This is a genomic window from Nocardia gamkensis NBRC 108242 (genome assembly GCF_001612985.1).
Classification (GTDB): domain Bacteria; phylum Actinomycetota; class Actinomycetes; order Mycobacteriales; family Mycobacteriaceae; genus Nocardia; species Nocardia gamkensis.
Genome location: NZ_BDBM01000004.1, coordinates 95,532 through 118,349, shown reverse-complemented (window position 1 = coordinate 118,349; position 22,818 = coordinate 95,532). Strand labels below are relative to the sequence as shown.

The following is a 22,818-nucleotide window of genomic DNA, read 5'->3' as shown; positions in this document are numbered from 1 at the left end:
TGGCGCGACCCGTGCTCAGGCGCCGGCTTCGACCGCCGTCTTGATCTTGCCCAGCGTCTCGTTCATGCCGCGCACCAGCGCTTCCTCGAACGGGGCCTCGCCGCCGAGCGCGGCCTCGATCGCCTTGCGGGAGAACCAGGTGGTGCCGTTGGGCACGTCCCGCCGCTCGATCAGCCGCGTGCCGGACTCGGTCGGTTCCAGGGTGTAACTCCACACCGTCCGGTTCTCGTTGACCCGGAAGGCGAACGCCCGGTTCGGCTCGAATCGCACGATCCGGGAGGTGGTCGGCCAGTACTTCTTGCCGTCACGATTGAAGTTGAGCGTCCAGGCGCCCGCCTTGGGCGAGCCGAGCGTCATCATGCGCACGCACTGCGGGCTGAACTCCGGCATCCGCTTCAGATCGGAGACCACCGCCCACACCCGCTCCGGGGGTGCGGAGATGTCGATGCTGACTTCGAGGTTTTTCGGCAACGCTGCCTCCGGGGATTCGAGCGACGGACCGACGGCCATCCGTCCGACCGCGGTGGGACTGGTCGCGCACATTTTAAAACGGACGGACAGTTGCGTCACATTTCCGCTACTCGCGCCCCGGCCGCTGTAATGAACGGCGCATGATCACAGATACACGAAGCACAGACACTGCCTCCAACATTTCGGCGTACCAACGTGAGGTGATCGGCCGTGAAACTGCGCTCCCTGCTGCATCGGCAACCGGCGGACCGGGTTCCGCTGCTTCCCGCTGTCGAGCCCGAGGACGGGTGGACAGCGCGCGGCGCGTCGGCATTCCCCCGCGGCGTGTGCGCTGCGGCGCGGGAAGAACGCCTGGAGCGTCTGCTAACGCCGAGTGAGCTGGATCTCGTCTTGCGTCATCGGCTCTGAGCCCTGCGCGAACGCCCACGACAGACCGGGCCGAGAGGCTCCATACTCGTCAGGTGACTTCACCCGCTGCTACGAAACCGGCCATCCTGAGCGTCGATGACGACCCGGGGGTTTCCCGGGCGGTCGTCCGCGACCTGCGCCGCCGTTACGGCGCCGATTACCGGATTCTGCGCGCGGAATCGGGAGCCCAGGCGCTCGACGCGCTGCGCGAGATGAAGCTGCGCGGCCAGCCCGTCGCGGTGCTGATCGCCGACTACCGGATGCCCGGCATGGACGGCATCGAATTCTTGGAGCAGGCGATGGACCTGCACCCGTACGCGCGCCGCGTCCTGCTGACCGCCTATGCCGACACCAACGCCGCGATCAACGCGATCAACGTCGTCGACCTGGACCATTACCTGCTCAAGCCGTGGGACCCGCCGGAGGAGAAGCTCTACCCGGTGCTGGACGGCCTGCTGGACGCCTGGCGCAGCAGCGAGCACCGGCCGGTCACCGAGACCAAGGTGATCGGCAATCGCTGGTCGCCGCGATCGTCGCAGGTGCGCGAGTTCCTCGCCCGCAACCAGCTGCCCTACCGGTGGTACCTGGCCGACGAGCCCGAGGGTGCGCGACTGCTGGAAGCGGCGGGGGCCGACCCCGAGCGCTGTCCGGTGGTGATCACTTCGGCGGGCGAGGCGCTCGTGCAGCCCTCCGACAGCGAACTGGCCCAGAACGTCGGCCTGACCGTCGATCCGGCGGGCGAGTTCTACGACCTGATCGTGGTCGGCGGCGGCCCCGCCGGTCTCGGCGCGGCGGTCTACGGCGCGTCCGAGGGTCTGCGCACCGTGCTCGTCGAGCGGACCGCCACCGGCGGGCAGGCGGGGCAGAGTTCGCGCATCGAGAACTACCTCGGATTCCCCGACGGCCTGTCCGGCGCCCAGCTGGCCGATCGGGCCCGGCGGCAGGCGGCGAAGTTCGGCGCCGAGGTGATCACGACGCGCGAGGTGGTCGGGCTGGAGGTCAACGGGTCCGCGCGCACCGTGCGGTTCGCCGACGGCGGCAGCCTGTGCGCGCACACCGTGATCATCGCGACCGGTGTCGACTACCGCCGCCATCCCGCGCCGGGCGTCGACGACTTCACCGGGCGCGGCGTCTACTACGGTTCGGCGATGACCGAGGCGTCCGAGTGCGCCGATCACGAGGTCTACATCGTGGGCGGCGCGAACTCCGCGGGCCAGGCGGCTGTGTTCCTGTCCCGCAACGCGCGCACCGTGCACCTGGTGGTTCGGGCGGGTTCGCTGGAACAGTCCATGTCGCACTACCTCATCCAGCAGATCGCGCAGATCGCGAACATCGAGGTGCACACCAACACCGAGGTGATCGCCGCCGACGGGGACGATCACCTGCAACAGATCGTGCTGCGCGACAACAAGACCGGCGCGGAGGAGAAGGCCGACGCGGAGCGGCTGTTCCTGTTCATCGGCGCCGCGCCGCAGACCGATTGGCTCGACGGAGTGGTCATCCGCGACAGCGCCGGGTACGTGCTCGCCGGGCCGGACCTGATGGTGGACGGCGCGCGCCCCGCGGGCTGGGAACTGCCCCGGTCACCGCATCATCTCGAGACGAGCGTGCCCGGCGTGTTCGTGGCGGGCGACGTGCACGCCGAATCGGCCAAGCGCGTCGCCTCCGCCGTCGGCGAGGGCGCCATGGCTGTCATGCTCGTGCACCGCTATCTCGCGTAACCAGGAGGCCGCAGATGACTTCGAACCAGACCGCGGACCGCAGCAGCCGGTCGGTGTGCGACCCCGCCGAGCTGCGCGGTTTGTTCCTGTTCGAGAAGCTCACCGACGAGCAGCTGGCATGGCTGTGCGCCGATGGGCGGATCGAGACCATCGAACCGGGTCTCGTCTTCCGCGAGGGCGATCCGGCCACCTGCTTGTACGTGCTGATGGACGGCGAGCTGGTGCTCACCAAACAGTCCAGCGGCGCGGAGATCGAGCTGGTCCGCACCGAGCACCGTGGCGCCTACGCGGGCGCCTGGATGTCCTACATCGGCGACAAGGTCGAGCAGACCTACAGCGGGACGATGCAGGTGACGCGGCCGTCGCGGTTCTATGTGCTCGACGCCGAGGTCTTCTCCCGGATGATGCGCGAGTGGTTCCCGATGGCCGTGCACCTGCTGGAGGGCGTGTTCTTCGGCAATCGCAACACCAACGCCCGCATCGGTGAGCGGGAACGGCTGCTTGCGCTCGGTTCGCTGTCGGCGGGCCTCACCCACGAGCTGAACAACCCGGCCGCCGCCGCGGTGCGCGCCACCTCGGGCCTGCGTGAGCGGGTCGCGGGCATGCGGCACAAGCTGGCGATGATGGCGGACGGCAAGTTCGACCCGGCGTCCCTGGGCGCCCTGGTGCGCCTGCAGGAGGAGGCGGCGGCCCAAGTCGCGAAGGCGCCGGAGCTGACGCCGATGGAGGCCGCCGACCGCGAGGACATGCTCGGCGAATGGCTCGAGGAGCACGGGATCATCGACGGCTGGAACCTCGCGCCGAACTTCGTGCAGGCCGGATTCGACACCGACTGGCTCGAGCGGGTGGCCGCCACCCTGGATGGCGCTCCGGAGCAGGTGTTCCAAGGCGCGATCCGCTGGCTGAACTACACCATCGAGACCGAGCTGCTGATGAACGAGATCGCCGACTCGACGACGCGGATCTCCTCGCTGGTCGGCGCCGCGAAGCAGTACTCGCAGATGGACCGTGCGCCGTTCCAGGTGGTCGACATCCACGACCTGCTGGACAGCACGCTGGTGATGCTCAGCCGCAAGATCGGCGACGGCGTGCGCGTGGTCAAGGAATACGACCGGACCCTGCCGCGGGTGCCGTGCTACGCGGCCGAGCTCAACCAGGTGTGGACCAACCTGATCGACAACGCGGTGTACGCGATGAACGGCGCCGGTACGCTGACCATCCGCACCAGGCACGAGAACGACTGCGCGGTCGTGGAGATCGGCGACACCGGGCCCGGCATCGCGCCGGAGGCCCGCAACCGGATCTTCGAACCGTTCTTCACCACCAAGCCGATGGGTGAGGGCACCGGCCTCGGGCTGGACATCTCGTTCCGCATCGTGGTCAACAAGCACAACGGCGACATCCGGGTGGACTCCGAGCCGGGCGACACCAGGTTCACCGTCTGGCTGCCGCTGCGCCGCCCCGAACAAGAGCCTGTCACCGCAACCGATACGGAAGGGCAGTCATGACCGAGCAATTCGCAGGCATCGACCCCGCGGTACCACCCAGCGGCCCTGGTTGCCTGGAGTGCGAGCAGACCTCCGGCTGGTGGGTGCATCTGCGCCGCTGCGCGCAGTGCGGGCACATCGGGTGCTGCGATACCTCGCCCGCGCAGCACGCCTCAGCGCACGCCGAGAGCACCGGCCATCCGTTCATCCAGAGTTTCGAACCGGGCGAGGAGTGGTTCTACAACTTCGAGACCGAAGAGATGTACAGCGGCGGACCGGAATTGGCGCCACCGCGCAGTCATCCCGCGGATCAGGGCGTGCCGGGCCCGCGCGAACGGGTTCCGGCGGATTGGCAGGCACACATCCACTGACCCCGCCGCAACCGGTACGCTGCTGCGAACGCCGGGGCCTCCGGCACCACGATCCACCCGGGAAAGCACGGTATGAAACGAACTTCCGCCATCGTCCTGATCGCCGGGACGGTGGGTTTCCTGCTGGCAGGCTGCGGCGGAGGGGACGAGTCCGCCGACGCGAACGGATTGCGCAAGGGCGCCGCGAGCACGACCACGTCCACCTCGGTCGCGCACACCACGACCGCTCCCGGCACCGCGACGCCGAGTTCCCCGTCGGACACCGACGCCCCGGTCACGACCGAGCAGCGCGACTCCTCCCTCGGTCCCGCGTCGAGCACCACCTGCGGTGAGTTCCGCAAGCTCGACACCGACCAGGAGAAAGCGCTGATCGAGCAGATCCTGGCGGAGAACCCCGGCGGCCCGTTCGACGGCAGCCCGAACGTCGCGCTGGGCACCGCCAAGCTGGTCTGCCTGGCGCCGAGCGTTGCCGACACCTCGGTCGCGGTCGCGGCCGGAATCGTGAAGAAGTAGCCGTCCGCGTATTCGGGGACGACGAACCGTGACCGATCGCGGGCCGCGCGGCAGAATGGCACAGTGGCAGAACTGGCACTCACCGCCCGCCTGAATCCCTCGGCCGCCGATGCCCGCCGCGGGGTGGTCCGGCTGCATCCGGAGGCGCTGACCGCGCTCGGGTTGCGCGAGTGGGACGGAATCATGCTGGTCGGCTCCCGCCGCACGGCCGCGGTGGTCGGCGTCGCCCGGCAGGGAACGCCCGCCGGAGTCGCCCTGCTCGACGACGTGACGCTGTCCAACGCCGGGCTGCGCGAGGACGCGACCGTGGTGGTCTCCCCCGCGACCGTCTACGGCGCGAAACAGATCACGGTGAGCGGCTCGGTGCACGCCACCCGCACGATTCCGGCCGCCACGCTGCGGCAGGCGATGCTCGGGAAGGTCGTCACGGTCGGCGACGCGGTCTCCCTGTTGCCGCGCGACCTCGGCCCCGACATCAGCTCCGCGGCGGCCACCCAGGCGCTGTCGCGCACCTTCGGCATCGCCTGGACCACGGAGCTGCTCACCGTCACCGCCACCGATCCGCGCGGCCCCGTGAGCGTTCAGCCGAATACCGCGGTGACCTGGGGTGCGGGCGCGGTCGCCGCGTGGGACATCCCGGCGTCGGCCGGAGCACCGCTCACGGTGGACGAGGGATCCCGCGGCGTCGGGGGAGCCCTCGCCCCCGGTGCGGTCACGGGCCCCGACGGCGTCGCGGTGGCAGGCGATGTCACACCGGGCATCTCGGTCGAAGACCTGGCGGGCGCGCGCACTCAGGCCGCGAAGCTCCAGGAGTGGCTCAGCCTCGCCTTGGACGAGCCCGAACTGTTGCGCACCCTCGGCGCGCGTCCGCATCTCGGCGTGCTGATCACCGGCCCGGCAGGCGTAGGCAAGGCCACGCTGGCCCGCGCGGTCGCGGCGCCGCGGCGCATAGTGGAACTGGACGGCCCCACCATCGGCGCGGCCGAGAGCGGTGCGCGGCTGCGCGAGGTCGCCGAGGCGGTGGCCGACATCGGCTGCGGCAAGGGCGGCGTCCTGCTGATCACCGACATCGACGCGCTGCTGCCCGCCGACGCCGAGCCGGTCGCCACGCTCATCCTGGACCAGTTGCGCGCCGCGATCGCCGAACCCTGCGTCGCGTTCATCGCCACCACCGCGCATCCCGCCGGCATCGATCCGCGGTTGCGGGCGCCGGATCTGTGCGACCGCGAACTCGCGCTGCCGCTGCCCACCGCCGCCGTGCGCAAGGCGCTGCTGGAGCACCTGCTGCGCCGGGTGCCGACCGCGGATCTGAGACTCGAGGAGATCGCGGCGCGTACACCCGGATTCGTGGTGTCCGATCTGGCGGCGCTGTGCCGGGAGGCGGCGCTGCGCGCGGCGTCGCGGGCCAGGGAGCACGGCAATCCACAGCTCACCCAACCCGACCTGGTCGGCGCGCTGGAGGTCATCCGGCCGCTGTCGCGCTCGGGCATGGAGGAACTCGCCATCGGCAGCCTGCACCTCGACGATGTCGGCGACATGGCGGAAACCAAGCAGGCGCTCACCGAGGCGGTGCTGTGGCCGCTGCGGCACCCCGACTCCTTCGCCCGCCTGGGCATCGAGCCACCGCGCGGGGTGCTGCTCTACGGCCCGCCCGGCTGCGGCAAGACCTTCCTGGTGCGCGCGCTGGCCGGTACCGGTCAGCTCAGCGTGCACGCGGTCAAGGGCGCCGAGCTGCTGGACCGGTGGGTCGGCTCGTCGGAGCGCGCGGTGCGGGAACTGTTCCAGCGCGCACGCGATTCCGCGCCGTCGCTGATCTTCCTCGACGAGGTGGACGCGCTGGCCCCACGCCGGGGGCAAAGTGCCGACGCGGGTGTGGGCGACCGGGTGGTCGCGGCACTGCTCACCGAACTCGACGGCGTGGAACCGCTGCGCGACGTAGTGGTGCTGGGCGCGACCAACCGGCCGGAGCTGATCGATCCGGCGCTGCTTCGCCCCGGCAGGCTCGAACGGCTGGTCTTCGTACCGCCGCCGGACGCCGCCGCCCGACGGGAGATCCTGCGCACCGCCGGGCGTGCGGTGCCGCTGGCCGCCGACGTCGATCTCGGCGCCCTCGCGGAGGAACTGGAGGGTTACTCCGCCGCCGACTGCGCCGCGCTGCTGCGCGAATCCGCGCTCACGGCGATGCGCCGGGACCTGCACGCCGCCGATGTCACCGCCGCCGACGTGCTGGCCGCCCAGACGGTGGTGCGGCCCTCGCTGGACCCGTCGCAGATCGATACGTTGCGCCGCTCTGCCGACAGCCGCGGGTAGGCGGCGAGCAGTCATCGCCCTTCAGACAATCTCTGGCAAAACGGTGTGAGCCGCATTTTTCCCATGAGAGACATTTTCTAGCGAATATTCGGCAATCCCTAGATCGCGCGCGGACCACGGGTAAGTTCGACAACCGTGCGCAGGGTCGGCGAGATTGTCGACGCGACGACGGCCTTCACGGGAGCCGCGGTCGCGGGTGTCACGCTGTTCCTGCCGGTCACCGTCAGCACCCGAGGCCAGTCCACGTCGTACCGGATCGCCGGTCTGCTCAACAGCGTGCCGCGCAGCGCGGCGTTGGGAGTGATCGTCGCCGTGGCGGTCGCCGTGCTGGTCGCCACGACCAAGCGGCCGTTGACCGGGTGGGCCACGGCGACGGCCGCCGCGCTGGCCCAGCTGATCAATCACTTCGTCGGACGCCACGTGGCGACGGCCGAGATGCTGACCACGCAGAACTACATCGACTCGATCTGCGCCGCCGTGCTGCTCGGCGGGCTGGGCGCCGTGGTGCTGCGCAGACCGTTGCCGGGCGCCGCGTTCGCGGTGGGCGGCGTCGGATTCTTCGGCTTCGGCGATCTCGCGAACCTGCTCGACATCAACCCGGATCCGTACGCGGTGCTGGAGACTCCGACGCGCTGGATGATTGGCGTCGCCCTGGCCCTGCTGGTGATCAGCACCTTGCACAACTGGAAGCGCACCGAGGAGCCCAAGACGCCGGGGATGGCGATCGCCCTGCCGGTGACGCCGATCCTCGCCGCCATGGTGCTCGCGCTGGTGATACTGGCCGGCACGGAATGGCTGGGCCGCCAGTACAGCAAACTGCCCGCCGAGAGTCACGCGATCGAGATCGCGATCGTCGTCGCCGCGACCATCGTGAGCGCGACCGCGGCGGCCATGCTGCTGCCCGGCCGCGACGGCGCCGGCGTGTACCTGGCCGTGAGCCTCACCGCGGCGGTCGACGCAGTCGGCTACGCCGTCCGGCCCGGCTGGACCTCGGCGGTGCTCATCGCGTTGACCGCCGCCGGACTGTTCATCGGCTCCCGGATGCCCTCGACCGCTCTCGCCATCATGTTCCTCATCGGCATCACGGTCTTCGCCCAGGTCACCTCGACGTCGTCGGGTACCGTCGCCTTCGCCGTGATCAGCGGGATCATCGCGTTGACCGCGGGTTACTGCTGCGGGACGGTGCGGCCGCATTACCCGCCCGGCGGTGTGCTCGCGCTCACCGCGCTCTACCTTCCTTCGGCGGTGTCGGTGATGCCGGACCGGGTCAAGGACTGGCGCGAGGACGTGGCGGTACACGACGCGACGCCGGGGCGCACCGCGCTGGCCATCGTCATCGGCAGCGCGATCGGGCTGATCATGCTGCGGAGATTGCGGCCGCGCTGTAAGTCGCAGCCGAAAGGGCAACCGGAAAGCGAATCGTTAGCGGATATATAGCCCCGATTCGCGGGGATGGCGGACGCCATACTCACCCCTGCCGCGAAAGACGCAGGCTTTCCGTAGGCTTGTCCCGAACACCCCGCCGCCCCGACTCGACGGAGTGAAGTTTGCTCGCAATCCTGCTCGTGCACGCCGCAGCCGCCCTGGTGGCTCCGCTGGGGGTGCGGGCACTGGGGCGCAACGCTTTCTACCTGCTGGCCGCGGTCCCGCTCGGCAGTTCGGCCTGGGTGATCGCGAATTGGTCCGAGCCGCAGCGCGTCCGGCTGACCTGGGCGCCGAGCATCGGCCTGAACATCGATCTGCGTTTCGACACGCTCGCTGCCATCCTGTGCCTGCTCGTGCTGGGCATCGGAGCGCTGGTGCTGGTGTACTGCGCCAGGTACTTCGAGAACGACGAGCCGCGGCTGGGGGTGTTCGCCGCCGAGCTCGTCGCGTTCGCCGGGGCCATGTTCGGGCTGGTCACCAGCGACAACATGGTGCTGCTCTACGTGTTCTGGGAAGCGACAACGGTGCTGTCGTTCCTGCTGATCGGCCACAACGCCGAGCAGGCGGCCAGCAGACGGGCCGCGATCCAGGCGCTGCTGGTTACCGGGGCGGGCGGATTGGCGATGCTGGCCGGCATCGTCGTGCTCGGCACCGCGAACGGCAGCTATCTGCTGTCGGATCTGCTGTCCGGCGCTCCGAGCGGGACGGCCGTCGACGTGGCGGTGGCGCTGCTGCTGGTGGGCGCGCTCACCAAATCCGCCGTGGTGCCCTTGCATTTCTGGCTGCCCGGCGCGATGGCCGCGCCGACGCCGGTGAGCGCGTACCTGCACGCCGCGGCCATGGTGAAGGCCGGTGTGTACTTGATCGCCCGGCTCGCACCCGCGTTCGCGCAGAACCCGGTGTGGCACCCGATGGTGCTCACCCTCGGCCTGGCGTCGATGCTGTTGGCCGGGCTGCGCGCACTACAGGTCGTGGATCTGAAATTGGTGCTGGCCTTCGGCACGGTGAGCCAGCTGGGCTTCCTGATCGTGCTGGTCGGCCTCGGCACGCCCGCCGCAGCGCTGGCCGGAGTGACGATGATCGTCGCGCACGCGCTGTTCAAGGCGAGCCTGTTCCTGGTGGTCGGGATCATCGATCACGGTGCGGGAACCCGCGACCTACGCCGGTTGTCCGGTCTCGGCCGCCGGGCGCCGGTGCTGTGCGCCACCGCGATCCTCGCCGCGCTCAGCATGGCGGGCATTCCGCCGCTGCTCGGCTTCGTCGGTAAGGAGAGCGCACTGAGCGCCGTGCTGGACGCGGACATCCTCGCCGCGCCCGCCCGCGGCGGGGTGTTCGCCGGGGTGGTGCTGGGCTCGATGCTGACCGTCGGCTACAGCATCAGGTTCGTCTGGGGCGCCTTCGCGGACAAGGGTGTCGAGCCGGACCCCGCTCCCGGCGCCGTGCCCCCGGCCCACCATCCGAGCGAAGTGCCCTTCGCCGGGCGGGAATCCGAGGATCGGCTCCGCTGGCACCCGCCGGGCGCGCTTTTCCTGGCGGCACCGGTGATCCTCGCCGCCGCGAGCCTCGCGGCCGGTCTCGCGCCGTCCTGGCTGGACGCACGGTTGCGCCCCTATGCCGAAACGTTTGCCGGACCCCCGCTTTCCCATCTGGCGCTGTGGCACGGCTTCACCCCCGTGCCGGCGTGGACGCTGCTGATCGTCGCGGTCGGTGTCGGGCTGTACCGGCTGCGCGCCCGCTTCACCGAATCGGCGCACCCGCGCCTCGGCAACGCCGACCGCGCCTACGACGCCACGTTGCGCGCGATGGACACCCTCTCGCTGCGAATGACCGGCACCGTGCAACGCGGGTCGCTGCCGCTGAGCCAGGCGGCGATCCTGGTCACCCTGATCATCCTGCCGACCGTCCTGCTCGCCCTCGGCACCCGCACCGGCGTCACGCTGCGCCTGTGGGATTCGCCGCTGCAAGCGGCCGTCGGCGTGATCATGGCGGTGACCGCGATCGCCGCGACGGTGCTGCGCAACCGATTGGCGAGCGTGCTGGTGGTGGGCGTGACCGGATACGGCAGCGGCGTGATCTTCGCGCTGCACGGCGCGCCCGACCTCGCGCTGACCCAATTCCTGGTGGAGACGCTGACACTGGTGATCTTCGTCCTCGTCCTGCGCGCCTTCCCCGCGCGGATCGAGGCCCGCCGCAGGACCGCGTTCAAGATCCGCAGGGCGATTCTGGCCGCGGGGACCGGAACGGTGGTCGCGGTCCTGGCCGGTTTCGCCGTCGCGGCGCGCACCGCCGAACCCGTCTGGCCCCGGATCCCCGAGGCCGCCTACACATTCGGTGGTGGAAAGAACGCCCTGAACGTATTGCTCGTAGACCTGCGGGCGTGGGACACCCTCGGCGAGATCTCGGTACTCGTCGTCGCCGCCACGGGCGTCGCCTCCCTGGTGTTCCGCAGCAGGCGTTTCGGCAGCGCCCCGCGCGCGGCGGACTCCCCCGATTACGACCCGGAACTGGTGAGCTGGCTGCCCGCGGGCCGGTTGGTCGACCGGGCCGATCGGTCGATGGTCCTGCAAATCACCACGCGGCTGGTGTTCCCGACCATCATGGTGCTGTCGGTCTACTTCTTCTTCTCCGGTCACAACGCGCCGGGCGGCGGGTTCGCGGGCGGACTCACCGCGGGGCTCGCGCTGACCCTGCGGTATCTCGCGGGCGGCCGCTACGAACTGGGCGAGGCGCTCCCCGTCGACGCGGGCCATGTTCTCGGCGCGGGCCTCACCTTGGCCGCGGGCACCGCGGTGTCGTCGCTGCTGCTCGGCGCGCCGCCGCTGTCCTCGGCGATCATCGAGGTCTCGCTGCCGGTGGTCGGCCACATCAAGGTGGTCACCGCGCTGCTGTTCGATCTCGGCGTCTATCTCATCGTGGTCGGCCTGGTGCTGGACGTGCTGCGCAGCCTCGGCGCGCGGCTGGACAGCGAGCTGGCCGACGCCGACACCCCGGCCACGAAGGGCGGTTCCGGCGCATGACGGCGAATCTGACCCTGCTGATCGTGATCGGCATCCTGGTCGCGTGCGGGGTGTATCTGCTCCTGGAACGCGCGGTGTCGAAGATGCTGCTCGGGCTGATCCTGTTCGGCAACGCGGTGAACCTGCTGATCCTCACCGCTGGCGGCGCCAACGGCAAGCCGCCCATCCGCGGCGCGGCCGAGACCGAGGAGATGGCCGACCCGCTCGCCCAGGCGATGGTGCTCACCGCCATCGTGATCACCATGGGCATCGCGGCATTCGTGCTCGCCCTCGCCTACCGCGCCTACATGCTCACCACCAGCGACGACGTCGCCAACGACCAGGAAGACGAGGATGTCGCCCGGCGGCGCGCCGGAGAGGATCCGGAGACGTGAACCTCTCGCCCGGCCTGCTGCCGATCCTCGCGCCGCTGCCGGTACTCGTTCCGCTGCTCGGCGCCGCCGCCACCCTCGTGTTCGGCCGCAGGCCCCGCATCCAGAGCGTGGTCATCGTCGGCGCGCTCACCGCCGTCGTGGTGATCTGCGGGTTGCTGCTGTATCTGGCCGACCGGGACGGCACCACCGCGTTGCAGGTCGGCAACTGGGCGGCCCCGATCGGCATCACGCTGGTGGTGGACCGGCTCTCCGCGGCGATGCTGCTCGTCTCGTCCATCGTGCTGCTCTCGGTCGCCCTCTACGGCGCGGGCCAGAACATCCGCGACGGCGACGAACGGCAGCCCACCTCCATCTACCGCCCCACGTATCTGGTGCTGACCGCCGGTGTCTCGGCCGCCTTCCTGGCCGGTGACCTGTTCAACCTCTTCGTGGGCTTCGAGATCCTGCTCGCGGCCTCGTTCGTGCTGCTGACGGTGGGCGCGACCACCGAGCGCATCCGGGCGGGCGTGGCCTACGTGATGGTGTCGATGGTCTCGTCGCTGATCTTCCTCACCGGCATCGGGCTGACCTACGCGGCCACCGGAACGCTGAATCTCGCCCAGCTCGCCGTCCGGTTCGGCGCCGTGCCGGACGGCACCCGCACGGCGATCTTCGCGGTGCTGCTGGTGGCGTTCGGCATCAAGGCGGCCGTCTTCCCGCTGTCGAACTGGCTGCCCGACTCCTACCCGACCGCCCCGGCTCCGGTCACCGCCGTGTTCGCCGGCCTGCTCACCAAAGTGGGTGTGTACGCGATCATCCGGACCCACTCGCTGCTGTTCCCCGACGGCGGCTTCGACTCGGTGCTGCTGGTGTGCGGCCTGCTCACCATGCTCGTCGGCATCCTCGGCGCCATCGCGCAGAGCGACATCCGCCGTCTGCTGTCGTTCACACTGGTCAGCCACATCGGATACATGGTGTTCGGGGTCGGTCTGGCCACCGCGTCCGGGCTGGCGGGCGCGGTGTTCTACGTGGCGCACCACATCCTGGTGCAGACGGCGCTGTTCCTGGTGGCCGGCCTGATCGAGCGGCAAGCCGGATCGACCTCGCTGCGCAGACTGGGCGGGCTCGCCGCGGCCAGCCCGCTGCTCGCGGTGCTGTTCCTGATCCCCGCGCTGAATCTCGGCGGCATACCGCCGTTCTCCGGATTCATCGGCAAGGTGGCGCTCTTGCAGGCGGGCGCCGAGCGCGGCAGCGCGCTGGCCTGGGTGCTGGTCGGCGGCGCCGTGCTCACCAGCCTGCTCACGCTCTATACCGTGGCCAGGGTGTGGAGCAAAGCGTTCTGGCGGCCCCGCGCGGACGCGCCGGAGGGCCATCTCACCGCGGCGAAGCCCCCGACGCTCATCGAGGACGCGACCGATGTGCATTACGACGAGCGCACCGACCCCGGCCGGATGCCGCCGCTGATGGTGTTGTCCACCGCGGCGCTCGTGACGGTCGGGTTGTGCCTGACCGTGCTGGCCGGCCCGATTCTCACGATCGCCGACCGGGCCGCGGCCGACCTGCGCGACCCCGGCGTGTACATCGGTGCGGTACTGGGTGATTCGCGCGGCGATGCGGGAGGCCCGCGATGAGCGTCGAGCAGAGCGGACGCGGCCGGCGGCGCGAGACGGTCGTCCGAATCGGCGTACTCGCGTGGCTCACCATGGTCTGGCTCGCCCTATGGGGCGATCTCAGCGCCGCGAACCTGCTGGGCGGGCTCGTGGTCGCCGCGCTGATCATGCTGGCGCTGCCGCTGCCGCGCGTGCCGGTGTCCGGCCGTTTGAACCCGCTGCCGCTGGTCGCGTTGATCGTGGCCAGCGCGTACTACGCGCTGGAGTCGAGCCTCCAGGTCGCCTGGTTCGCGATCCGCCCTGCTCCGATGCCGGTGTCCGGGGTGCTGCGGGTATACGCCCGCACGAGATCGGATCTGGTGCTGGTGCTGTGGACCGATGTGCTCAACCTGATCCCCGGCACGATGGTGCTGGAGATCGATCGCAGGCGCTGGGTCGTCTACGTCCACGTCCTCGACGTCGGCAGCGACGCCGCCGTGGACAAGTTCTACCGGATCACCCGGCGGCTGGAACGCCTGATGATCGATGCGTTCGAACGTCCGACCGGCTGGCCGCGCTCCCGGACCGCCGCGCTCCCGGAGGTGCCATCGTGACCGTCGTCGCCGTGATCGCCGCCGTCATCCTGACCGCGGCCGGGCTGCTCACCACCTACCGAGTCGTCATGGGGCCGAGCACGCTGGACCGGGTCGTCGGCGTCGACTCGCTGATGGCCATCGCCGCCTCCGGCCTGGCCGTGTGGGCGGCCTACAGCGCCGACACCACCGTGGTGCCCGCGATCGTCGCGCTGGCGCTGGTCGGATTCCTCGGCTCGGCCGCGGTGTCCCGATTCCGGGTGCGGGACGACAAATGAACCTCTGGCACGCGCTCGCGGGCGCCCTGATCCTGTTCGGCTCGACGCTGGCGCTGACCGCGGCGATCGGGATCGTGCGCTTCCCCGACACCCTCACCCGGATGCACGCCGCCACAAAACCGCAGGTCATCGGGCTGATCCTGGTGCTGGCGGGCGCCGCGATCCAGCTGCGCGGGCACGCCAACGTCTGGACGCTGGTGCTGGTCGGGCTGTTCACCCTGCTCACGGCCCCGGTGATCGCCCACCTCATCGGCCGCACCGCCTACCGCGAGCAGCGCTACCGCGACGGTCTGTTGCGTGTCAACGCGTTGCGTGACGACGACGTCGATTAGCCCGACGCGCTCGGCTCAGCAGACGCCACGCTGTGGCTCGTTCAGCAGCTTCCATGCTCGCCTGTTGGCCGCCTGGCGGGCGCCACGATCCAGCTGCGCCGGCACGCCAACGTCTGGACGCTGGTGCTGGCCGGGCTCTTCGCCCTCCTCACGCCGACCGGCTCGGCCGGACCCGCTCAGGGCGTGGCGGGTTCGACCTCTCGTTCGGCCCGCAGCGGTTGCCGCACGGTCACGAACCACGTCGCGTGGAACGCCGCCGCCAGTCCGGCCAGCAGTCCGAGCACCACCGTGCCCGCGAGCACCGGGTACTCGGCCATCGGCACCGCGAGGTAGCGGTAGGCCAGCAGTAGCGCGGCCAGGACGACCACACCGGAGCCGACCAGCCGGAACCGGAACCATCCCCAGCCGCGCTCCGGCTCGCGCAGCGCCGATTCGACGGTGAGGCACAGCACCGCGCCCGCGACCAGGTCGATGCCGTAGTGGTAGCCGAAACCGAGAGTGGCGGTGAGGGTGGCCAGCAGCCAGAACGCGCCGCCCCAGCGCAGCCAGGCCGGGGCCGGCTCGCCGTCGCTGTCGCGGCGGGTGTGCAGGAACACCGACAGCGCCCAGGCCGTGTGCATCGAGGGCATGCAGTTGCGCGGGATCGCCGCGTCGAACGGCAGCGGCTGCGGATTCCGGTCGATCGGCGGCACCACACCCGGCCAGTAGTTGCCCAATTGCAGCCCGTTTCCGTCCGGTCCGAACGCGAACATCGGCCCGACCACCGGGAACAGCACGTACACCAGGGGACCGATCAATCCGAGCACCAGGAAAGTACGCACCAGATAGTGCGACGGCCATCGCCCCGACGACACCACCCCGCGCAGCTGCCACACCGCCACGACGATGGCCGCCACGGGCAGCTCGATGTAGACCCAGTGCAGCACCGCGTAGACCACCGGCCCGAGCGCGTCGACCGCCCGGCCGAGCACCCACGACGGATCGCCCAGCGCGTGGTCGGCCAGGATCACGTATTCGTCGAGCACCGTCGGCCTGCCGATCACGGTGACGTGCAGCCAGACGTCGCCGACCTTGGTGGCCAGGATGAGCAGCGCGCCGAGCGCGGCCGCGTGCAGGGCGTTCCGCCGTTCGGCGCCGGACCAGCGCAGCCAGGCCACCAGCGCCAGGCCGGTCAGCACGATCACCGGTCCGTTCCCGATCACGAACGGCTCTCCGGCCAGCAAGCGGGCGCCCGCCCACACCACGTCGACGGCGACCGCGGCGCCCACCGCGACCAGTCTGCGGCGGGCCGAGATGCCCACCAGCGCGAGGACCAGCCCCGCCCAGGGCACCGACATGGACTTGGGGGTGCCGATGTAGTCCCGCGCCACGCTCTCCAGCGGGCCGTCGAACCCCTGCCAGACAGCGACGACCTGCAACACGATCAGCAGGACCGGCACCGCGGCCACCGCCGCGGTCACCCGGACCCGGGTCCGCGGTACGGGACGGCGCGATACCGCGCTTCCTGCTTTGGCACCCGGGTCTTCGACTAGCATCCGACCATAGTAAACGGGGGATGAACGCCATCCCCCTGGCCAGCTGAACGACAGCCGACCTAGCCGCCCCCGGACGTTACTGTCTCAGCTCGTCGACCAGCGCGTCCACCACCGCGATCAGGTCGCCCTGCGACGCCGCGGCGACGCGGCGCTGCCGTTGATAGGACGCGCCCCGCTTGGGGATCTCGGCGACCATCGCGAGCTCGTCCGCGCAGCCCAGTCGCGCCGCCGTCGGCTCCAGCCGGTTCAGCAGATCGTCCAGGTCGTCGGTGACCAGGCGCTCGTTGCTGTCGGCATCGGTGATGATGATCGCGTCCAGTCCGTACCGGGCGGCCCGCCACTTGTTCTCCTGCACATGCCACGGCGGCAGGGTGGGCAGGGTTTCGCCGTTCTCGACCCGCTGGTCCAGGTCGACGATCAGGCAATGGATGAGCGCGGCCAGCGCGGCGAGTTCGGCGCGCGTGGAGATGCCGTCGCAGACCCGCACCTCGATGGTGCCCCACTTGGGCGCCGGGCGGATGTCCCAGTGCATGCCGCCCAGCTGGGTGAACACACCGGTCTTGACCTCGTCGTGCACGAAATGCTCGAACTGGGTCCAGTTCTCGAACTGGAACGGCAGGCCCGCGGTCGGCAACTGCTGGAACATCAGCGTCCGGTTGCTGGCGTAGCCGGTGTCCGATCCGGACCACATCGGCGAGCCCGCCGACAGCGCGAGCAGATGCGGATACGACAGCAGCAACGAGTTCAGGATCGGAAACACCTTGTCGCGGTGGGACACTCCGACGTGCACGTGCACGCCCCAGATCATCATCTGGCGACCCCACCACTGCGTGCGCTCGATCAGCTCGTCGTAGTGCTCCGACCGGGTGAGCTGCTGGGCCGACCACTGGGCGAACGGATGGGTGCCCGCGCAGAACAGGTCGACGCCGAGCGGGTCGGCCGCGCGCCGCACCGTGTTCATGGTGCCGGTCAGGTCCTCCACCGCCGCCCCCACGGTGTCGTGCACGCCGGTGACGAGCTCGACGGTGTTGCGCAGCAACTCCTTGGTCACCTGCGGTGTGCCGTCGTGGGCCCGCAGCTCACCGAGTGAATCGAACACCGCGGCGGCGGTGTTCGACAGGTCGCGGGTCACCTTGTCCACCAAGGCGATCTCCCATTCGACCCCGATCGTGGGCCGGGGCGAACCTTCGAAGGGAACGTGCTCGATTCCTGCCCCGGCCATATACCACCGCGCTACTGGATCACGCCACAGGCGACACGGCCGCCCGCGTCACCTGTCGCTAGGGTCGACTCGTCGGGGCCTGCGACGCCATCGGCGCGGCTGTAACGATTCGGGATGTTGCCGAAGTTGTCGGCGTCGGCGTGGATGATCAGGGCCTTGCCCTTCACGTCGTCCAGCGTCACCGCGTCGGTGGTGGTGACCAGCTTGGCGACGCCGTCGCCACGCACCTCCAGCGAGGTCAGATCACCGCTGGCCGGATGCGCGTTGGCGCTACCGACCTGCAGATGACCACCGGCGGACAGGAAGTCGCCCGCCGGGCCGCCGGTAGGTGCGACGGAGTTCGGCTCGCACTTGCCCGCCTGGTGCACATGCAGGCCGTGGAAGCCGGGGCGCAGCCCGTGGGCCTCGACGGTGACCTGCAGGTGGTTGCCGTCCTTGGCGAAGTTCGCGGTGCCGACCGAGGCGCCGGAGGGGTCTTTCAACTGCACGTTCACCCCCTGCTCCGTGCTCGGCGTGCCGTGCTCGGTGCTCGACTGCCCGGCCGGGGCGGCGGACCCGGTCCACACCGGCGGGGTGGTTCCCTGGACGTCACTCGACTCCTGGCTGTTCGAGCAGGCGGCGAGGCCGAACACCGCGACCGCGAGCACCGGGGTCACAGTCCGCCAGGACGGGCGGCGAGTTGTGGACGGGGCCATCGGGGAACTCCTTTACGAGTACCGAGTTTACGAGTAAAGCTGGGTGGACACGTTCGTTACCGGACAAGATGATGCCACGCCGCCATGCCGTGTCCCCGACAGGGCGGCGCGCCCTCACCTCACGTTCGCCGGTCCGAGCGTGCGAACAGCGGCCACACGGGTCAGTTACCCGTGACGATCACCGTTACACCCGGTCCGGTGTCCCCGATTCCGTCCGACTTCGGCGCCACCGACGCGCCGAGCTCGTCCGCGACGGCCTGCGCCGCCTCCTTGTCGCCGGGCGAAGTGCCGTAGTACACAGTGGTTTTCGAGATACTCGCGCCGGGGTAGTTGCCCGTTTCCGCGATCGTCCACCCGCTCGCCGAGAGCTGGCCCGCCGTCTTGGCGGCGAGTCCGGGGACCATGCTGTTGTTCAGCACGCGCACCGGGACCGAACGGGCCGCCGCGGAGGTGGTCGGCGCGGCGGTCGTGGTCGGCGTGACCGTCGCCACCGCGGTGGACGAGGACGCGACCGAGGTCGCCGCCTTGGGCGTGGTCGTGCTCGCCGGGATCTGGGGCGCGGCCGTCGCGCTCGAGGTGGGCGATTCGCCGGTCCCCGAGGCGTCGCTGTCGGCGTCGGAACTCGACAACGACATCGCGCCCAGACCGGCGAAGACGATGGCCAACGCGATCAGCACCATCGCAAGGGCGCGCAACGGTGGCCCACCGGAGGTGGGATTCGGGTAGCTCACCCTCGCGAGCCTAGTCGCACGAGGCGGGTCCGGGTCCGCATCGCCGGGTCAGACCTGGAATCCCAGCCGCCGCGCCGCGCGCGCCTTCTGCCTGCTCGCGCGCAGCCTGCGCAGCCGCTTCACCAGCATCGGGTCGGCGGCCAGCGACTCCGGCCGGTCCACCACCGCGTTGAGCACTTGGTAGTAGCGGGTCGGCGACATGGCGAACAGCTCGCGGATCGCCTCCTCCTTGGCCCCCGCGTACTTCCACCACTGCCGCTCGAAAGCCAGGATGTCGAGTTCGCGACGGCTCAACCCGGAGCCGTCCGCCTGGTCGGCCGGAGCCTGCCCTGTCGTGACATCTTCGCTCGCGGAAGGGCCGTCCTGGCTCTCGGAAAGATTCCGTGCCGCTGCGCCGTCCATCTCGCTCCCTCGCCGAGTGACCACCAGACGAAAATGGTGCTTGTACGTCGCGGAACATTCAACCACGCAGCCCGGGAATCGCCCGGGCCACGACGCGGCGTGTTACCTACCTGCCGGTAGCCGCGGTACCCGGAGCGCTGTGACGTGGCACCCACGGCAATAATTGGCCCATGGCAATCCTCCCGATCGTGATCGTCGGCGACCCGGTTCTGCACAACCCGACCGAACGGGTCACCCGATCGCCGGAGGAATTGGCTCCGCTCATCGCGGACATGTACGAGACGCTCGACGCGGCGCACGGCGTCGGCCTCGCGGCCAACCAGGTCGGCGTTCCGCTGCGCCTGTTCGTCTACGACTGCCCCGACCTGGGCGCGGACGGCGCCGCGACCCGGCGCCGCGGCGTGGTGGTCAACCCCGTACTGGAGACCTCGCAGATCCCGGAGTCCATGCCCGACCCGGACGACGACGAGGAGGGCTGTCTGTCGGTGCCCGGCGAGCAGTTCCCCACCGGCCGCGCCGACTGGGCGAAGGTGACCGGCACCGACGAGCGCGGCGAGCCGGTCGAGGTGGAGGGCAAGGGTTTCTTCGCCCGCATGCTCCAGCACGAGGTCGGGCACCTGGACGGGTTCCTCTACGTGGACGTGCTGATCGGCCGCAACGCACGGGCCGCCAAGAAGGCGATCAAACGCAACGGCTGGGGCACACCGGGTTTGAGCTGGCTGCCCGGCACCGATCCGGACCCGTTCGGGCATGACGACTGACCCCGCCGCCAGGCTGCCCGATATTCCGCTCGGCCGCCGCGTGGTGCTGCGCTATCGGTTGCCCGCGGGTTATCCCCAACCGTTGACCGACGTGATCGGCGAACTCGTCGCGCTGGATCCGCCGACCGTGCGCGGCGCCGACGGCACGGTCGTCTCGGTGGCGCCGGAGCGCGTGGTGGCGCTGAAAGCGCTCGGCCCCAGGCCGATTCGCACCAAGGAGATCCGCGCGCTGGAGGCAGCGGCCGCCTACGCCTGGCCGGGCGTGGAACACGCGTGGATCGACGGCTGGCTGGCGCGTGCGGGCCGCGGGTACACCGGGCGCGCGAACTCCGCTGTGCCGCTGGGCAGTTCCGAGGCACCCGCCACCGTGTCCGCGGAGACGCTGCACCGGATCGGCGAGTGGTACACCGCGCACGGCCTGCCCTTGCAGCTCGCGCTGCCCGATCGGCTGGCCCCCGTGCCGCCCGGCTGGCACAGCTGGCGGGAAACGCTCATGCTCGCCATCGACATCGACAATTTCGTTCTGCCCCAGGGTCCTTCGATGGTGCGGATCGCCGCGGCCCCCGACGCCGACTGGCTGGAGATGCACCGTTACGGCGGCGAAGTTCACACCGGGCAGGCGATTCCCGCACCGGATCCCGAGGTGCTGACCGCGGTCCTCGACGGCGAACTCGGCTTCGCCTCGCTCGGCCTGCCGCGCCCCATCGCGATCGGCCGCGGCGCGCTCACCACCGCCCCGGACGGACGCCGCTGGGTCGGCCTCACCTGCGTGGCCGTCGCCGCCGCGCACCGCAGGCACGGGCTCGGCTCGCTGGTCTGCGCCGAGCTGGTGCGCTGGGGCCACGACCGCGGCGCGACCCACGCCTACCTCCAGGTGGAGGCCACCAACGAGGCGGCCCGAGCGATGTATCGCGAACTGGGCTTCGTCGAACACCACGCCTACCGCTACGCCGCGCCGGAGCCACTCGCCGGGCCCGGCGGCCTGCGGTAGAACAGACCTGTCACCCGCGCGAAGGAAGGCCGCCGTGCGTCTCGCCACCTGGAATGTCAACTCGATCCGCTCCCGGCTCGACCGTGTCGCGGACTGGCTCGACCGCCAGGACATCGACGTGCTTGCCCTTCAGGAGACCAAGTGCCGGGACGACCAGTTCCCCTTCGAGCGCTTCGACGAACTGGGCTACGAAGTGGCCCACCTGGGCATCAACCAGTGGAACGGAGTGGCGATCGCCTCCCGGGTCGGCCTCGCCGACGTGGAATTCGCCTTCCCCGACCAACCTGGTTTCGACAAGGACGCGGGCGAGTCGCTGATCAGCACGCCGGTCGTCGAGTCCCGCGCGATCGGGGCCACCTGCGGTGGCGTGCGGGTGTGGAGCCTGTACGTACCCAACGGCCGCACCTTGACCGACCCGCACTACGCCTACAAGCTGGAATGGCTTGCCGCGCTGCGCGACAACGGCGCGCGCTGGCTGGCCGAGGACCCGCAGGCCAAGATCGCGCTGGTGGGCGACTGGAACATCGCGCCGACCGACGACGATGTCTGGTCCGTGGAGTACTTCGCCGACAAGACGCACACGTCGAAACCGGAACGCGATGCCTTCCAGGCCGTCGTGGACGCCGGGTACGCGGACGTCATGCGTCCGTTCGCGCCCGGGCCGGGCGTCTACACCTACTGGGATTACACCCAGCTGCGCTTCCCGCGCAAAGAGGGGATGCGCATCGATTTCATCCTCGCCTCCCCCGCGCTCGCCGCCACCGTGACGGACGGGATGGTCGATCGCGAGGCACGAAAGGGCAAGGGCGCCAGCGACCACGCACCGGTGATCGCCGAATTCGCCGACGGACCCGAGCCCTCGTGACCCGCCCCGCGCAGCCGCCCTTCCCCCGCCGCAGCGGGAACCGGGCAACCGGCGCCCGGCTGGGCGGGGTGAACAGCGACTCGGCCATGGGGCAACGGCAGCGGGCGCAGCACCTCGGCCCGGAGCGCCGCCGCCCGCAGGTACTCGACACCGCGCTCGCCATCGCCGTGGACAACGGCATCGCCGCGGTCACCATGGCCGCGATCGCGGAGCGGATGAACGTCACCCGGCCGGTGGTCTACGCCTGCTTCGCCGATCGGGTCGAGCTGATCGAGGCGCTGATCCAACGCGAGGAGGGCTACCTGGTCAGCGGCGTGCTGGAGGTGGTGAAGCCGCGCGACGTGGACGCGGACGAGACCGTGTTCGTCGAGGGGTTCCGCGCGCTGCTGACGAAGGCCGCCGGCCGCCCCGACGCCTGGCGGCTGGTCTACGGCAACCCCGACCCCGCCGTGGCGAACTCGTTCGGTCGCGGCCGCAAGCTGGTCATCGAGCGCTGCGCCAAGCTTCTGCGACCGACGCTGCGCGCCTGGGGCACCGCCGACGCCGAGCGCAAGCTGCCCGTGCTGGTGGAGCAGTGGGTCTCCGCGGGCGAGGGGGCGGTGCGCGCGCTGCTCGCGGACCAGGACGGCTGGACACCGGCGGATCTCGGCGCGTTCGTCGGGGCCGCGGTCTACCGCGCCCTGCGAAACGCCTGATAGGCGACGCGGCCGCACTACGATGGTGATCAACTATCCGACCACCGGCTGGC

The 22,818-nt window shown here is 70.4% G+C and carries 23 protein-coding genes; 17 read left to right on the top strand and 6 right to left on the bottom strand.

Annotation, left to right across the window (positions count from 1 at the left end; genetic code table 11):
- Positions 1-15 precede the first annotated feature (15 nt).
- Entirely contained in the window at positions 16-471 is a 456-nt protein-coding gene (locus tag NG1_RS03655; RefSeq protein WP_157113861.1) for an SRPBCC family protein, read from the bottom strand.
- 210 nt (positions 472-681) lie between these two features.
- On the opposite strand from NG1_RS03655, the gene NG1_RS36355 reads away from it, so the two are divergent.
- From NG1_RS36355 to mnhG, 13 genes are all read left to right on the top strand, one after another.
- Entirely contained in the window at positions 682-879 is a 198-nt protein-coding gene (locus NG1_RS36355; protein ID WP_157113846.1) for a hypothetical protein, read from the top strand.
- A 53-nt stretch (positions 880-932) separates the two neighbouring features.
- Positions 933-2,600: an NAD(P)/FAD-dependent oxidoreductase gene (locus NG1_RS03650; RefSeq protein ID WP_062967976.1), complete on the top strand. Its 1,668-nt coding sequence runs from the start codon at positions 933-935 to the stop codon at positions 2,598-2,600.
- 14 nt (positions 2,601-2,614) lie between these two features.
- Positions 2,615-4,108, top strand: coding sequence for an ATP-binding protein (locus tag NG1_RS03645; protein ID WP_062967974.1), 1,494 nt, complete (start codon positions 2,615-2,617; stop codon positions 4,106-4,108).
- Positions 4,105-4,458, top strand: a complete 354-nt coding sequence (locus NG1_RS03640) for a UBP-type zinc finger domain-containing protein (RefSeq protein WP_062967972.1) — start codon at positions 4,105-4,107, stop codon at positions 4,456-4,458. Before NG1_RS03645 ends, NG1_RS03640 begins: the two co-directional genes overlap by 4 nt.
- A gap of 72 nt (positions 4,459-4,530) precedes the next feature.
- Positions 4,531-4,971, top strand: coding sequence for a hypothetical protein (locus NG1_RS03635; protein WP_062967970.1), 441 nt, complete (start codon positions 4,531-4,533; stop codon positions 4,969-4,971).
- Between the two features lie 63 nt (positions 4,972-5,034).
- Positions 5,035-7,281 carry an AAA family ATPase gene (locus NG1_RS03630; RefSeq protein WP_062967968.1) on the top strand — a complete coding sequence of 749 codons (2,247 nt, stop codon included), beginning with the start codon at positions 5,035-5,037 and terminating at the stop codon, positions 7,279-7,281.
- A 135-nt stretch (positions 7,282-7,416) separates the two neighbouring features.
- Positions 7,417-8,718 carry a hypothetical protein gene (locus NG1_RS03625; RefSeq protein ID WP_062967966.1) on the top strand — a complete coding sequence of 434 codons (1,302 nt, stop codon included), beginning with the start codon at positions 7,417-7,419 and terminating at the stop codon, positions 8,716-8,718.
- Positions 8,719-8,828: 110 nt separating this feature from the next.
- Complete coding sequence (locus tag NG1_RS03620; protein WP_062967963.1) at positions 8,829-11,723, top strand: Na+/H+ antiporter subunit A; 2,895 nt, start codon at positions 8,829-8,831, stop codon at positions 11,721-11,723.
- Positions 11,720-12,097: a Na(+)/H(+) antiporter subunit C gene (locus NG1_RS03615; protein WP_040870636.1), complete on the top strand. Its 378-nt coding sequence runs from the start codon at positions 11,720-11,722 to the stop codon at positions 12,095-12,097. Before NG1_RS03620 ends, NG1_RS03615 begins: the two co-directional genes overlap by 4 nt.
- Positions 12,094-13,707 (top strand): Na+/H+ antiporter subunit D, encoded by a 1,614-nt coding sequence (locus NG1_RS03610; RefSeq protein ID WP_062967961.1) that lies wholly within the window; start codon positions 12,094-12,096, stop codon positions 13,705-13,707. Before NG1_RS03615 ends, NG1_RS03610 begins: the two co-directional genes overlap by 4 nt.
- Positions 13,704-14,279, top strand: a complete 576-nt coding sequence (locus NG1_RS03605; protein ID WP_062967959.1) for a Na+/H+ antiporter subunit E — start codon at positions 13,704-13,706, stop codon at positions 14,277-14,279. Before NG1_RS03610 ends, NG1_RS03605 begins: the two co-directional genes overlap by 4 nt.
- The gene (locus NG1_RS03600) at positions 14,276-14,536 is read left to right on the top strand and encodes a monovalent cation/H+ antiporter complex subunit F (RefSeq protein WP_040870872.1); all 261 of its coding nucleotides are present in this window, start codon (positions 14,276-14,278) and stop codon (positions 14,534-14,536) included. The genes NG1_RS03605 and NG1_RS03600 overlap by 4 nt, the downstream gene beginning before the upstream one ends.
- Positions 14,533-14,868 (top strand): monovalent cation/H(+) antiporter subunit G, encoded by a 336-nt coding sequence (gene mnhG, locus NG1_RS03595; RefSeq protein ID WP_062967957.1) that lies wholly within the window; start codon positions 14,533-14,535, stop codon positions 14,866-14,868. Before NG1_RS03600 ends, mnhG begins: the two co-directional genes overlap by 4 nt.
- Positions 14,869-15,044: 176 nt before the next feature.
- On the opposite strand, the gene NG1_RS03590 is transcribed toward mnhG, so the two are convergent.
- The 5 genes from NG1_RS03590 to napA form a co-directional block, all read right to left on the bottom strand.
- A complete protein-coding gene (locus NG1_RS03590; protein WP_062967955.1) occupies positions 15,045-16,403 on the bottom strand; it encodes a phosphatase PAP2 family protein in 1,359 nt (452 codons plus the stop codon).
- A gap of 76 nt (positions 16,404-16,479) precedes the next feature.
- Positions 16,480-17,625 carry a glutamate--cysteine ligase gene (locus tag NG1_RS03585; protein ID WP_062967953.1) on the bottom strand — a complete coding sequence of 382 codons (1,146 nt, stop codon included), beginning with the start codon at positions 17,623-17,625 and terminating at the stop codon, positions 16,480-16,482.
- A gap of 11 nt (positions 17,626-17,636) precedes the next feature.
- Positions 17,637-18,320, bottom strand: a complete 684-nt coding sequence (sodC, locus tag NG1_RS03580) for a superoxide dismutase[Cu-Zn] (protein ID WP_062967951.1) — start codon at positions 18,318-18,320, stop codon at positions 17,637-17,639.
- Positions 18,321-18,481: 161 nt separating this feature from the next.
- Positions 18,482-19,051 carry a LytR C-terminal domain-containing protein gene (locus NG1_RS03575; RefSeq protein ID WP_062967949.1) on the bottom strand — a complete coding sequence of 190 codons (570 nt, stop codon included), beginning with the start codon at positions 19,049-19,051 and terminating at the stop codon, positions 18,482-18,484.
- Between the two features lie 48 nt (positions 19,052-19,099).
- On the bottom strand, positions 19,100-19,453 hold the full coding sequence (napA, locus tag NG1_RS03570; RefSeq protein ID WP_040870643.1) for a nucleoid-associated protein NapA: 354 nt from the start codon (positions 19,451-19,453) through the stop codon (positions 19,100-19,102).
- A 170-nt stretch (positions 19,454-19,623) separates the two neighbouring features.
- On the opposite strand from napA, the gene NG1_RS03565 reads away from it, so the two are divergent.
- The 4 genes from NG1_RS03565 (at position 19,624) to NG1_RS03550 (ending at position 22,765) form a co-directional block, all read left to right on the top strand.
- Positions 19,624-20,214 carry a peptide deformylase gene (locus tag NG1_RS03565; RefSeq protein WP_062967947.1) on the top strand — a complete coding sequence of 197 codons (591 nt, stop codon included), beginning with the start codon at positions 19,624-19,626 and terminating at the stop codon, positions 20,212-20,214.
- On the top strand, positions 20,204-21,205 hold the full coding sequence (locus tag NG1_RS03560) for an N-acetylglutamate synthase, CG3035 family (protein WP_062967945.1): 1,002 nt from the start codon (positions 20,204-20,206) through the stop codon (positions 21,203-21,205). Before NG1_RS03565 ends, NG1_RS03560 begins: the two co-directional genes overlap by 11 nt.
- Positions 21,206-21,239: 34 nt before the next feature.
- Entirely contained in the window at positions 21,240-22,070 is an 831-nt protein-coding gene (locus NG1_RS03555) for an exodeoxyribonuclease III (RefSeq protein WP_062967943.1), read from the top strand.
- 86 nt (positions 22,071-22,156) lie between these two features.
- Positions 22,157-22,765, top strand: a complete 609-nt coding sequence (locus NG1_RS03550) for a TetR/AcrR family transcriptional regulator (protein WP_174315369.1) — start codon at positions 22,157-22,159, stop codon at positions 22,763-22,765.
- The last annotated feature ends 53 nt before the right edge of the window (positions 22,766-22,818 follow it).